The organism is Streptococcus sanguinis (assembly GCF_050225395.1).
Lineage (GTDB): Bacteria > Bacillota > Bacilli > Lactobacillales > Streptococcaceae > Streptococcus.
Genome location: NZ_CP071431.1, coordinates 30400 through 43663, shown reverse-complemented (window position 1 = coordinate 43663; position 13264 = coordinate 30400). Strand labels below are relative to the sequence as shown.

Below are 13264 nucleotides of genomic sequence, written 5' to 3'. Positions count from 1 at the left end.
TTTTCAAATTTACTATCATTTTCAAATAAGTTTTCCGAATAATACAGGTGGGCCCATCCAAAACCATTCTCACAAAGGAGTTTTATGAAGAAATATCAAAAACTGTTTTTATTATCCGGAGCCGTCCTAGGTCTCTTTGCGAGCCACTCAACAGTTCATGCGACCGAAACGCCTGAATCTGAAGTCAAAATTCTAGGCCCTACTGATCGTGCCAGCAATGTCGATGTTACTGTGAACGATCGTACAGCCTCTATTAGTTATACACGTTCCCAAGCTCAAGAACCTTATCTTATTGCTCATGCTGTTTGGTCTGAAGAAAACGGACAAGATGATTTGAAATGGTATGATACACCACAAACACCCATCACTGACATTGACTTAAGCAACCATCCAGGATATGGTACGTTTCATATTCATACATACATACGGATAGGAGAGCGCTTAGTAGCTCTAAATGCCACTACCTTTCATGTAGATAAACCAGCTAGTAAAACGAATGCATCCGTCTCAGGAGGTACAGGGCGCATTAGTTTTTCCCGCAACAAAGACCAAGCTCACTCAAAGATTGTCCATGCTGTCTGGTCAGAGGAAAAAGGCAGCGACGACCTTCAGTGGTATGACGCAGGAGAAGAATTAACTGAGTTTAATCTATCCAAACATCGTGGTTATGGACGATACTTCGTTGACACTTATGAAAATGTAAACGGAAAAATGATTTTCCAATCTGGCACTACGTTCCATCTTGAAAATCCCAAACCGATAATCGAAACCAGCTTCCCTCAGACCGGTATCATGGAAATTACTGTCAAAAACGTACCTGATACCATGCATCGAATTGTTCTTCCAACTTGGTCTGATAAGAAAGGGCAAGATGATCTACAATGGTACGAAGCAAGCAAAAATCCGGATGGTAGCTACAGCGCTCGGGTGGAACTCAGAAAGCATAACTACGACACTGGGACTTACAATATCCACCTTTACGGCCAAAGCTATGTTCAACCGGAATCAACTGGTATAGCAGGAACGACAGTTGAGGTTGACAGCGGAAAATTACCTTCGGACGAGGAACAGAAACCTCTTTTTACGGTGGAAAATATCAATCCCAAACAAGGGACCTACACCGTGAAAACTACCGAAACTAGCTTATCTAAACCTATTCAATCTGTCCGGGTGCCAATTTGGAGCACTAGCAATCAGAGCAATCTTAAATGGTATACAACCACTCCTAACGGAGACGGGACCTTCAGCGCAACCTTTGATATCCGTAATCATCAGGCTTTGTCTGGAACCTATAACAACCATGTGTATGTCACCTATAAGGACGGCAGTGAGCGTAGTTACGCAGCAGATTCTGTCTCAATGTCTACTGACCAAATCCAAGCCAAGGTTGCAGTCAAGAAAACTGAGGCTAATCGCTATGAGGTGACAGTGACAGACGCCTACGGAGATGGCGATATTATTCTGCCAACTTGGTCAGAAGTCAATGGGCAAGATGATATCAAATGGTATACTGCCAATAAGGTCGGCAATGGAACCTACAAATTCACCGTAGATACTCAGAATCACAAGGGGAGCGGTCTATTTAACACCCATGTCTATCGTAGAAAAGCGGGACAACTGACTGGTCTGACTGGAACTAGCTATCAGGTTGAGAAATCAAGCGTTCAATCAGCTAATATTCAGCCTAACTATGCCGCTGCTAATGCGACAACTTATCCTGTCGGTCAATGTACTTGGGGAGCCAAGGCTCTAGCTCCTTGGGCAGGAAATTACTGGGGCAACGGAGGTCAATGGGCGGCTAGTGCCAGAAGAGCTGGATTCCGTACCGGCAGTAGGCCTGAGGTTGGCGCCATCGCCTGCTGGGATGACGGCGGCTACGGCCACGTCGGTGTTGTGACTCATGTCGAATCCAATACCCGCATCCAGATCCAAGAGTCTAACTACCTCGGCAAGCAGTACATCAGCAACTTCCGTGGCTGGTTTGACCCAACTGCTTCCTACTGGGGCCGCCTGACCTATATCTATCCTAAATAAGTCGCTTTCGCACTCCTCAAAACCACTTCAAACCAGTACTTTGAGCAGACTGCTACTGCTTAGTTTGTTCATGATTTTCATTGAGTATAAGACTACTCAAAAATCCTCGGGTCAAGCCGAGGATTTTTTCTATTTCTTAATGCCTAAAATGCCGTACGCCAGTGAAAATCATGGTTAAGCCATGCTTGTCAGCCGCGATAATAGATTCCTCATCACGGACGGATCCACCCGGCTGGATGATAGCTTTGATACCAGCTGCCGCGATTTCTTCGATATTGTCTGCAAAGGGGAAGAAGGCGTCAGAAGCTAGAGCAGCACCGTCAAGGCGATCTTTGGCTTGCTCAATAGCAATCTTGACAGAAGCCACACGGTTGGTCTGACCGGGACCGACTCCCAGCACCTGACGGTCATTGGTGATGATGATACCATTAGATTTGACATATTTGACGGACTTCCAAGCAAATTCCAAAGCCACACGCTCCTGCTCACTCGGCTGCCGCTTGGTCACGACCTGCCAATCAGCTGGATTTTCCTCGATAACATCTTGGTTTTGCACGAGGAGACCACCCAGGACACCGGTCACTTCCTTCTCTGCTCCAGAGGCTGCCTGCGCATCAAAAGCCAACTCCAAAATCCGCAGATTTTTCTTTTTATTGGTCAAAATAGCTAGCGCTTCTGCCGTGTAGCTCGGTGCGATGATGATTTCCAGAAAAATACCGTGCATCTTCTCAGCTGTCGCAGCATCCACCTCACGGTTGAGGACGACAATCCCACCAAAAATAGAAACTGGATCAGACTCATAGGCATAGTCCCAAGCTGTCTCGATATCATCTGCCTGACCGATACCACATGGATTCATATGTTTTAGCGCCACAACAGTTGGGCTATCTTTGAAATCACGAATGATCCGAATGGCCGCATCGGCATCGCGAATGTTGTTGAAAGACAACTCTTTTCCATTCAGCTGCTTGGCGGAAGCGATGGAATAGTCCAGTGGCAAGGCCGTCTGATAGAAATCCGCATCCTGCTGGGGGTTTTCCCCGTAGCGCATGGGCTGCTTGAGTTCATAGGTCAAGGTCAGCTTTTCAGGCTTGCTTTCGCCCACCTGATCCGTGAAATAATCTGCAATCAAGGCATCGTAAGCGGCTGTGTGACGGAAAACCTTGGCTGCCAAACGTTGCCGCGTTTCATAGATCGTTTGGCCATTTGCTACCAACTCTTCCAGAACAAGAGCATAATCAGCCGGATCTACGACAACTGTCACGCTAGCATGATTTTTAGCTGCAGAGCGCAGCATAGAGGGGCCACCGATGTCAATATTTTCCACCGCGTCCGCATACTCAACATCCGGCTTGAGAATGGTTTCCTTAAAAGGATAGAGGTTGACCACGACCAGGTCAATGAGCTCAATCTGATTTTCCCTGGCCGCTTGCAAGTGGCTATCCAAGTCCCTACGAGCCAAGAGACCTCCGTGAATGTTTGGATGGAGGGTCTTGACACGGCCATCCATCATCTCTGGAAAGCCAGTCACATCATCAATAGCAATGGTGCCCACTCCTTCATTGTCTAAGGCCACCTTGGTACCACCGGTTGAGATGATATCCCAGCCCAGAGCTTTCAGCTCTTTCGCAAATTCTACAATGCCTGTCTTGTCTGATACACTGATTAGGGCTTTTTTCGTCATTCTATTCCTCTTTCTTTAGATCCAAGCGCATAGCGACTTCGTTATTCTCTTCTATAAATCCTGTTTCCTGAAAACCCAGACTAGTCAGCAGGCGCTTCATTTTTTCATTTCCAACCACATAATCTGCGATAATATGACTACAAGCTCTATCCATCTGAGCCTTTTTGATCAGAACTTCCAAGGCTTTTCGACCATAGCCTCTTCCTTGGTACTGCTGACCAATCATTATCCGCCAGATAAAGTATTCCGCTTCATCCTTGTCTATTTCCAGTAGGAGAAAGCCAACCACTTGCTTATCCCAATAGATTGCCATCGGAAACACATCTTCATTTTTCCGGTAGAGCCATGCGTCAGCTAAAGAGCGCACATTTGGAGCTACGAAACGTGCTCGTTTATCAGCTTCAGATATTTTCAAATCCAGCACTGCCTGAAAGCTGCTCTCATCTACTAATTTCAGCTCAATCATTTTTCCTCCTAGCAATATTGCACAATCAAAACTTGATTTACTTCTTACCTTCTCCCCACCTCTAAACTTTCCAGCACTTGAGGATAAAGCTGATACTCGGCGGCATGGATGCGTTCTTCAAAACTTTCCAACGTATCTTCGGCTAAACGCGGCACGCGCACTTGCTGGATAATTTTTCCAGTGTCCACACCCGAGTCCACCCAGTGAATGGTCACGCCGCTCTCAGAGACGCCAGCCTGCCAAGCATCCTCAATGCCATGAGCTCCTGGAAATTCAGGCAGATAAGCAGGATGAATGTTGATAATCCGGCCTTCATAAGCTGCCAATAAGGTTGGTCCAACGATTTTCATATAGCCTGCCAGGCAAACCAAGTCAATCTGATGCGCTTCTAGTAGGTCTACAATAGCTTGCTCGTAAGCCACCTTACTGTCAAATTCTCTGAGCTCAAAGGCATAGCTTTTGACACCTAGCTTATCCGCCCGCTCGAGCACATAGGCATCACGATGGTCTGAAAAGACAAATTCAACAGGAAACTGCTCAGCAATCACTTGGAAATTTGATCCATTACCCGAAGCAAAAACGGCAATTTTTTTCATTTGATAAGGACACTTTCATTTTCTTTTTTGACAATCCGGCCAACTTCATAAACAGTCTCGGCAAGAAGTTCTTTGACACGATTCACATTTTCAGGAGCTACGGCCAAAATCATCCCTAACCCCATATTGAAGATTTCAAACATTTCTTGGTGCTTGATGTGACCATATTTTTCTAAGGCCTTAAAAATCGGCAAGACTGGAATCTTGTCTTCTTCAATCTCAGCAGCCAAATCATCAGCAAACATGCGGGGCACATTTTCGATAAAACCACCACCAGTAATATGGGCAATCCCATGAACCAGCTTTTCCTTAATCAGCGGCAGCAAAGCCTTGACATAGATACGAGTCGGCTCAAGCAACACTTCCTTGAGTTTTTTACCTTCCAATTCTGGTAAGACTTCTTCACCGGTGTAGTCCGCAAAAACACGACGAACGAGAGAATAACCATTTGAGTGAATACCGCTGGAAGCCAATCCCAAAAGGACATCGCCCTCTGCGACTTTAGATCCGTCGATAATCTCTGACTTTTCAGCCACACCAACAGCAAAACCAGCTAGGTCATAGTCATCTTCACCATACATGCCAGGCATTTCAGCGGTTTCCCCGCCAATCAAGGCAGCTCCAGACTGAACACAGCCTTCAGCTACACCAGCAACAACTTGTTCGAGTTTAGCTGGTTCATTTTTCCCAGTGGCAATATAGTCTAGGAAGTAAAGGGGCTCAGCTCCTGCAGCAATGATGTCGTTGACACACATGGCTACACAATCCTGCCCAATGGTATCGTGCTTGTCATACTGAATGGCCAACATAAGCTTGGTTCCGACCCCATCCGTACCAGAAATCAGCACTGGCTCCTTGACCCCAGTCTGAGACAGGTCAAACATGCCGCCAAAGCCACCCAGCGCCCCCATGACGCCAGCCCGCTCTGTACGTGCTACATGTTTTTTGATTCGCTCAACAACTTCATAACCTGCTTCAACATCCACACCGGATTGAGCGTATGCATTTTTATTTGTCATAATTTTCTTCCTTACTCTTATTTTTGAAAAAGATTGCGACAACTACCGCTGACCTCGTTTTAATAAAAACTCGTCTTTTCCTTCAGGCTTTCCAGATAGCGCTCTTCATAATCATAGAGCGGAGTTGGGTACTGACCGTCAAAGTAAGCCACACAGAGTCCGCCATTTGGAGCATCCGTCTCAATACCGACTGATTCAATGAGACCTTCCAGAGACAGGTAAGTCAAGCTGTCAGCTCCGATAATCTCACAGACCTCATCAACCGTATGATTAGCCGAGATGAGCTCGCGTCGATTCTGGATATCGATTCCATAAAAACATGGATATTTAAGTTCTGGACTGCCGATAGCCACATGGACTTCAGCTGCACCTGCATCTCGTAGGAGCTGGACGATGCGTCGGCTGGTTGTTCCCCGTACGATAGAGTCATCCACCATGACCACGCGCTTACCCTTGACAATGCTGGAAACAGCAGATAATTTCATCCGAACTCCTTGCTCTCGCAACTCCTGCGTTGGCTGGATAAAAGTCCGTTGGATGTATTGATTTTTAATCAGGCCCATTTCATTTGGCAGACCAGACTCTTCGGAAAAGCCAGAGGCCGCTGACAGGGAAGAATTAGGCACGCCGACAACGATATCTGCCTCATGTTGGAATTCCTGAGCTAGTCTGCGGCCCATCCGTTTGCGGGCTGCATGGACATTGACCCCGTGAATGACGCTGTCCGGTCGAGCGAAATAGACATATTCCATTGAGCAAATAGCCAGCTGGGTATCTGTCGTATAGCTGTCGTAGGTCACACCTTCATCATCGATAATCACGATTTCCCCTGGCTCAAGGTCACGCACCCATTCGGCACCCACCACTTCAAAAGCACAGGTTTCACTGGAAACGACCCAGGCCCCATTTTTCATACGGCCGATGGACAAAGGACGAAAGCCATTAGGATCCAGCGCAGCGTAGAGCTTGTCCTCTCTCATGATGAGATAGGCAAAGCCGCCCTGAACTCGTCTCAAGGATTCCTTGAGCTTGTCTAAGAAATTTTCCTGCTCGCTATGGCGAATCAAGTGCATGAGAATTTCCGTATCAGACGAGCTGGCAAAGATGGAACCCTTCTTTTCTAACTCCCGTCTCAGTGAATGGGCATTGGTCAGATTGCCATTATGCGCCAAGCCCATCTGCATATCATAGAAACTGAAGAAGAAAGGCTGGACATTATTGATGGAGGCTCCGCCAGACGTTGCATAACGGACATGGCCGATGGCTGCTTCTCCTGTCAGATTATCCAAATCTGCTGGGTTCTTAAAGACCTCTGCAACCAATCCCAAATCGCGGTGGCGTTTGAGCTTTCCATGGTCGTTTGACAGGATGCCTGCTCCTTCCTGACCGCGGTGCTGCAGACTATGAAGTCCGAAATAGGTGACCTGAGCCGCCTGTGGATGGCCCCAGATTCCAAAAATACCGCACTCTTCATTCAGTGACTTTACTTCGTATGTCATTGTTTTACCTAAATTCTTTTGTCTTGTAAAAGGGAGAAAACCTGGCCTATCAGGCCAAGCAGACTCCTTTTTTGATTGCTTGCTCTTGCAAGCCAACTTTATTCGTGACTCGCTTGGAAATAACGAACGGCACTTTCAAACAATTTCTGGTCTTTCTGACCTGGAATATTTTGGAAAAGACCGTCTTCATAACGTTCTGAGTGCCCCATCTTCCCGATGATTTGGCCGTTCTTACTCATAATTCCTTCGATAGCGTAGAGAGAGCCGTTTGGATTATACTTACTGTCCATGCTCGGCTGACCGTCAAAGTCTACATACTGACTCCAAATCTGACCATTATCGCGCAGCTCAGCAAATTCTTCAGCCGTCACAACAAATTTCCCTTCACCATGAGAAACCGGAATGGCATGGATATCTCCCACTTGCACACCAGCTAGCCAAGGCGAGTTGGTATTGGCAATGCGGGTTTCAACCATCTTAGCCACGTGCTGGTTGGCATCATTGTAAAAGAGAGTAGGACTGCTAGCCCCTGCTTCTTCAAAGTTTCCGTAAGGAAGAAGGCCGGATTTAACCAGAGCCTGGAAGCCATTACAGATACCAATGATGAGACCGCCGCGAGCAATGAAAGCATCGATGGCTTTCTTGACCTTCTCGTTTAGCAGGATGTTGACGATAAACTTAGCTGAGCCATCTGGCTCATCTGCAGCAGAGAAGCCGCCTGAAAAGAAGATGATATTTGCCTTGTCAATGTTGTCAACCATTCTGTCTACGGACTTGACAATGGCTGCTTCATCCAAAGTGACGAAGGGAACTAGATTGACCTTAGCTCCAGCTGCTTCAAATGCTTTGGCTGAGTCGTATTCTGAGTTGGTTCCAGGGAAGACTGGGATGTAAACTAACGGCTCCGCTACTGTCCCTTTGGCTTTGATAACTGTATCAGCGACAAGAGCCGGCACTTCTCCAATAACTTTTTCCTGTTTGAATTCTGTCGGGTAGATAGGCTCTAGTCGGCCTTCAAAGCTTGCCAAGAGCTCTGCTCCCTCAAGCTGGACACCATTGACAATCAGTGTAAAGTCTGACTTGGTCTGACCGATCTTCACTGCACCTGGAATATCCTGCTCTGGACTGGTAAAGACAAATCCGCCCAGCTGCGCCTGCAAAACGGAAGGCAAATCAGCAACATCCACTTGGGCACCGATACGATTACCAAAGCTCATCAAGGCCAGACTCTCTGCCAGACCACCGTATTTGACAGCAGCGGCAGCGGTAATCTCATACTTATCCTGAATGGCCGCAAAATTTTCAAAGTTATTCTTGATTAAGTCAAAGTCAATATCCTGAGACAGGACCTGTCCTGGCAGATAGTAGATAGACTCTCCTGCCGCCTTAAACTCTGGAGACAGGATGCGCCCAGCAGTTGAAGTAGTCACGCCAAAAGCTACCAAGGTCGGCGGCACGGTCAATTCTTCAAAAGTTCCGCTCATGGAATCCTTACCACCAATAGACGGCAAACCTAGCTGAATCTGAGCTTCAATCGAACCAAGCAGAGCAGAGACCGGCTGTCCAAAACGCTCGGCCTGCTTGTCCATCCGCTCAAAGTATTCCTGATAAGAGAAGCGAGCCTTGGACCAGTCGGAACCAGCAGCAACCAAGCGAGCTGTCGCTTCAATCACTGCATAAGCTGCTCCATGATAAGGTGACCAAGCTGCTACATAAGGATTGTAGCCCTGCGCCATCACAGAGACCGTCTCAGTCTTGCCATGCTCAACTGGCAGCTTCTGCACAGAAGCCTCAGTCGGCGTGATTTGGTAGCGCCCGCCGATAGGATGATTGACAGTAGAGCGACCAACAGAGCTGTCAAAGATAGTCTGTAGCCCCTTTTGACTGGTATGATTGAGGTCGCTGAGTAAGCTCTTGAGGTCCTGCTCCAGACTTGCTTCAGAAGTCACAGCCTGCCCTGGCAGTACTTCTTGGGCATCCACAACCTTGGCATCCACAACCACACGCACACCATTGGTATCCAGAAAACTCCGCTCAATATCCACGATAGTTTCCCCGTTCCAGTACATGACTAGATTTGGCTTTTCTGTCACTTTAGCCACAACGACTGCCAGCAGATTTTCCTTAGCTGCTGCAGCGATAAATTGTTGCACATCTTCTGGGCGGACCACCACTGCCATCCGCTCTTGCGACTCAGAAATCGCGATTTCTGTACCGTTAAGTCCTTGGTATTTGAGTGGTACCTTGTCAAGGTCAATTTCCAATCCGTCCGCCAATTCACCAATAGCTACGCAGACTCCGCCGGCTCCAAAATCATTGGATTTCTTGATGAGACGAGTCACATTGCCATCGCGGAAGAGGCGCTGAATCTTGCGCTCCTCAATAGCATTTCCTTTTTGTACTTCCGCGCCAGCCGTCTCTACAGACGCAGCTGTCTGTACTTTGGACGAGCCAGTGGCACCGCCGACACCATCACGGCCTGTCTTGCCTCCCAGCAAGATAACCACATCACCTGCTACTGGCTTTTCACGGACGACATTTTCCTTAGGAGCCGCACCAACAACTGCACCTAGCTCCATCCGCTTGGCTACAAAGCCTGGATGGAAATACTCACGGACATAGGTCGTTGCTAGACCAATTTGATTCCCATAGGAAGAATAGCCATGTGCAGCTGTTTTTGAAATGACCTGCTGAGGGAGCTTGCCAGCCCGCGTTTCAGCAATCGGCTGAGTAATATCACCTGCACCAGAAATCCTCATAGCCTGATAAACATAAGAACGACCAGAAAGTGGATCACGAATGGCTCCGCCAATACAGGTCGCAGCCCCACCAAAGGGCTCAATTTCTGTTGGGTGGTTGTGGGTTTCATTTTTAAACATCAGCAGCCAAGGCTCTTTGATGCCATCCACATCCACTTCAATCTCTACTGAGCAGGCATTGATCTCATCAGACACTTCCATGTCATCCAGACGGCCATTAGCTCGCTCGTAGCGACCAAAAATAGTCGCCATATCCATGAGAGTCTGCGGTTTGTCACCACGTCCCAGCTCATCTCGCATAGCCAAGTATTTATCATAAGTGGCCTGCAACTGCTTTTCAAACTTAGAAGCTGAAAAATCAATCTTCTTCAACTCCGTCTCAAAGGTCGTGTGTCGACAGTGGTCAGACCAGTAAGTATCCAGAACCTTGAGCTCGGTCTCCGTCGGGAAACGGCCAATCGACTTGAAATAGTCCTGAATGAAGAGCAAATCTGCCACTTCCATTGCCAGACCATGCTCCTGCTTGTAGGCCTTAAAGTCCACTTCCGTATAGTCCTTAAAGAAGTCTAGAACCGGAATGGTCTTATCTGACTCGGAGAATTGCTCCAGCTGGATTGGTTGCTCAATATCTTTAAAGCGTGAATCAACTGGATTCAGCAAGTATTTCTTGATTGCTTCCAACTCGCTGTCTGAGATGTCTTTATTGACCAAATAAAGCTGAGCTGGCCTCACCAGAACATCTGTCCCAGCGCCGAGCAAAAAGAGGGCCTCCTGAGAGCTGGCTGCCCGCTGGTCAAACTGACCCGGCAGCGCTTCGATGGCAAAAAACGCTGTCTCTGCAAGTGCAGCCTCTACTTCCTCCTCCGTCAGCAATCTATCAGTCACCTGCTCGGAGAAAATATGCTTTTCAGCACGAGCGACCAAGTCTTCTGCCAGATGAAAGACATCATAAACTTGAATCATCCGAAGATCTGACAATGTTTTCAACTGAAGATTGTGCGTCAGCTCTCTCACCAAGCTCTGTGACTTCACACCGAAGTTACTCTTCTTCTCTACAAAAATACGCTTGTCCATGATTTTTCACACCCTGCCCTTACTTAATCGCCTGCAATTTTTCCCAAACAACCTGATAGACATCTGTCAGTTCACCAAGGCCACGCCGGAAAACATCCTTATCCATGTGATGACCTTCCGCATCCCAGAGGCGGCAATTGTCTGGTGAAAATTCATCTGCCAGAATAATCTTGCCATCTTTATCAAAGCCGAACTCTAACTTGAAATCAATCAATTTCAGTCCGATTTGTCGGAACCAGTCTGACAAGAGCTCATTGATCCGACGAGTCTCCTCTTTCAAAAAGGCAATTTCTTCGTCGCTAGCAATCTTCAAGAATTTCACATGTTCGTCATTGATGAAAGGATCGTCCAAATCATCATTTTTGTAGTAAAATTCCACAATCGGAGTTTCAAGCGCGATACCCTCTTCTACTCCAAAACGTTTGGAAAAAGAACCCGCCGTGTAGTTGCGCAGCACCACTTCCAAAGGAATAATCTCTACTTTTTTATTTAGCTGGTCCGTATCCGAAACCTTCTCAATGAAATGCGTCGCCACACCAGCTGCATTGAGTTTCTCAAAAATAAAAGATGAAATCTGGTTGTTGAGCACTCCTTTACCAGCAATCTGCTCCTTCTTGACTCCATTAAAAGCCGTTGCCTGGTCCTTGTAGCGTGCCAGAATGACTTGCTCATCATCTGTAGAGAAAATATCCTTAGCTTTTCCCGAATATAATAACTTATTAGACATTTTAATATTCGCCTTTCGTGGTTTTATACCCTCATTTTATCATCTTTGAATATATTTTACAAGAAATTCCGTATAAACTTTCTGTGTCTAGCTGAAAATAGTTCCCTTTTCAAGATACGAAAAAAGACCGGAAGATACCGATCTTTGATTTTTAATGTTGCTTCTTCAGTTTTTCGTGGATATAAGCCACCACATCGGAAATTGTTTTGAAGTTATCCATATCCTCATCAGGAATCTCAATATCAAAAGCTTCTTCCAGATTGATGATAAATTCCATCAAATCCACAGAGTCCACTCCCAGTTCTTCTTTCAAATTCAACTCTGGAGTGACATGCAGCTTACTGCTGTCATGTTCTTGAATGATTTCGACAATTTTTGCATAAATTTCTTTTTCGCTCATAGTTACTCCTTTGCATCTGAAAATTCAATGACCGATTTACCAACAACATCCGTTTCCAGCATGGTTCGAATCTGACGAATCGTGCTATAAACAGCCTTAGCATCGCTAGAGCCATGCGTTTTGACAACAGGCGCTTTCAAACCGAATAGAACTGCACCGCCTGCACTAGAATAGTCCAGACTGTTCTTGAGCCCTCGCAGGCTGTCCTTGAGCAGCCAAGCTCCCAATTTAGCTTTGAAACCACCGCCTAAAATAGACTTCTTCAGCTGACCCATGATACTGATAGCAGTTCCCTCAATTGATTTCAGAACAGCATTACCAGTAAAGCCATCTGCAACGACAACATCCGCCACATCATCCATCAAATCACGCGCTTCCACATTGCCGATAAAGTTAAGTGTTGAATCCCCCGACAAAAGCTCATAGGCTTCCTTGCGCAGAGGATCGCCCTTGCTGCTTTCCGTTCCGTTATTCAAGAGACCCACCCTCGGCTTCTTGATTCCTCGGACATTTTCAGCATAGAAAGAACCCAAAGTCGCATACTGGTGTAAATGATGGGCTGTGTTTTCAGCATTGGCTCCCAGATCCAGCATATCAAATCCCTGACCGCCAACCGTTGGCATAGTAGATAAGAGCCCCGGTCGGTCAATATTCTTGATACGCCCCACGATAAAGAAGCCTGCTGCCAAAAGCGCTCCAGTATTTCCAGCAGACAGCATGGCATCTGCTTCCCCTGCCTTCACAGCCTTGGCTGCCAGCACCATACTAGCCTCTTTCTTCTGACGAATGGCCTTGGTCGGCTCGTCGTCCGAGTCAATCTTTTCCTCCGTGTGGATGATGCGGACCCGCTCACCAGCAGTCAGATAAGGCTTGATTTTCGCTTCATCCCCATAAAGGAGAATTTCAATATCCGAAAACTCCTGTACCGCTTGATTGACTCCTTCGACCAGGGCCTGAGGGGCGTTGTCCCCTCCCATAGCATCAATAGCTATTTTTTTCATTCGAT

General features: G+C 46.9%; 10 protein-coding genes. 1 reads left to right on the top strand and 9 read right to left on the bottom strand.

Annotated elements, in window-relative coordinates:
- Positions 1-84 precede the first annotated feature (84 nt).
- Positions 85-2034, top strand: coding sequence for a murein hydrolase LytF (lytF, locus tag J1C81_RS00280; protein ID WP_002916799.1), 1950 nt, complete (start codon positions 85-87; stop codon positions 2032-2034).
- 136 nt (positions 2035-2170) lie between these two features.
- Here the strand turns inward: lytF and purH are convergent, their stop codons facing one another.
- The 9 genes from purH to plsX all read right to left on the bottom strand — a co-directional run bounded on the left by purH (position 2171) and on the right by plsX (position 13259).
- The gene (purH, locus tag J1C81_RS00275; RefSeq protein WP_002916801.1) at positions 2171-3718 is read right to left on the bottom strand and encodes a bifunctional phosphoribosylaminoimidazolecarboxamide formyltransferase/IMP cyclohydrolase; all 1548 of its coding nucleotides are present in this window, start codon (positions 3716-3718) and stop codon (positions 2171-2173) included.
- A 1-nt stretch (position 3719) separates the two neighbouring features.
- Positions 3720-4184 (bottom strand): GNAT family N-acetyltransferase, encoded by a 465-nt coding sequence (locus J1C81_RS00270; protein WP_002916802.1) that lies wholly within the window; start codon positions 4182-4184, stop codon positions 3720-3722.
- A 44-nt stretch (positions 4185-4228) separates the two neighbouring features.
- The gene (purN, locus tag J1C81_RS00265) at positions 4229-4780 is read right to left on the bottom strand and encodes a phosphoribosylglycinamide formyltransferase (protein WP_002916803.1); all 552 of its coding nucleotides are present in this window, start codon (positions 4778-4780) and stop codon (positions 4229-4231) included.
- Positions 4777-5799, bottom strand: a complete 1023-nt coding sequence (gene purM / locus J1C81_RS00260) for a phosphoribosylformylglycinamidine cyclo-ligase (RefSeq protein ID WP_002916804.1) — start codon at positions 5797-5799, stop codon at positions 4777-4779. The genes purN and purM overlap by 4 nt, the downstream gene beginning before the upstream one ends.
- Before the next feature lie 59 nt (positions 5800-5858).
- On the bottom strand, positions 5859-7298 hold the full coding sequence (gene purF, locus J1C81_RS00255) for an amidophosphoribosyltransferase (RefSeq protein WP_002907653.1): 1440 nt from the start codon (positions 7296-7298) through the stop codon (positions 5859-5861).
- A gap of 98 nt (positions 7299-7396) precedes the next feature.
- Positions 7397-11131: a phosphoribosylformylglycinamidine synthase gene (locus tag J1C81_RS00250; protein WP_002916806.1), complete on the bottom strand. Its 3735-nt coding sequence runs from the start codon at positions 11129-11131 to the stop codon at positions 7397-7399.
- 19 nt (positions 11132-11150) lie between these two features.
- Positions 11151-11858: a phosphoribosylaminoimidazolesuccinocarboxamide synthase gene (gene purC, locus J1C81_RS00245; RefSeq protein ID WP_002901941.1), complete on the bottom strand. Its 708-nt coding sequence runs from the start codon at positions 11856-11858 to the stop codon at positions 11151-11153.
- Between the two features lie 151 nt (positions 11859-12009).
- Positions 12010-12258, bottom strand: coding sequence for an acyl carrier protein (locus J1C81_RS00240; RefSeq protein ID WP_002898839.1), 249 nt, complete (start codon positions 12256-12258; stop codon positions 12010-12012).
- Positions 12259-12260: 2 nt separating this feature from the next.
- Positions 12261-13259, bottom strand: a complete 999-nt coding sequence (plsX, locus tag J1C81_RS00235; protein ID WP_002901940.1) for a phosphate acyltransferase PlsX — start codon at positions 13257-13259, stop codon at positions 12261-12263.
- Between the last annotated feature and the right edge of the window lie 5 nt (positions 13260-13264).

Bases quoted from the DNA above. Each gene is read 5' to 3' on its own strand.
- lytF (WP_002916799.1), top strand. From the start codon at position 85: ATGAAGAAATATCAAAAACTGTTTTTATTATCCGGAGCCGTCCTAGGT.
- purH (WP_002916801.1), bottom strand. From the start codon at position 3,718: ATGACGAAAAAAGCCCTAATCAGTGTATCAGACAAGACAGGCATTGTA.
- J1C81_RS00270 (WP_002916802.1), bottom strand. From the start codon at position 4,184: ATGATTGAGCTGAAATTAGTAGATGAGAGCAGCTTTCAGGCAGTGCTG.
- purN (WP_002916803.1), bottom strand. From the start codon at position 4,780: ATGAAAAAAATTGCCGTTTTTGCTTCGGGTAATGGATCAAATTTCCAA.
- purM (WP_002916804.1), bottom strand. From the start codon at position 5,799: ATGACAAATAAAAATGCATACGCTCAATCCGGTGTGGATGTTGAAGCA.
- purF (WP_002907653.1), bottom strand. From the start codon at position 7,298: ATGACATACGAAGTAAAGTCACTGAATGAAGAGTGCGGTATTTTTGGA.
- J1C81_RS00250 (WP_002916806.1), bottom strand. From the start codon at position 11,131: ATGGACAAGCGTATTTTTGTAGAGAAGAAGAGTAACTTCGGTGTGAAG.
- purC (WP_002901941.1), bottom strand. From the start codon at position 11,858: ATGTCTAATAAGTTATTATATTCGGGAAAAGCTAAGGATATTTTCTCT.
- J1C81_RS00240 (WP_002898839.1), bottom strand. From the start codon at position 12,258: ATGAGCGAAAAAGAAATTTATGCAAAAATTGTCGAAATCATTCAAGAA.
- plsX (WP_002901940.1), bottom strand. From the start codon at position 13,259: ATGAAAAAAATAGCTATTGATGCTATGGGAGGGGACAACGCCCCTCAG.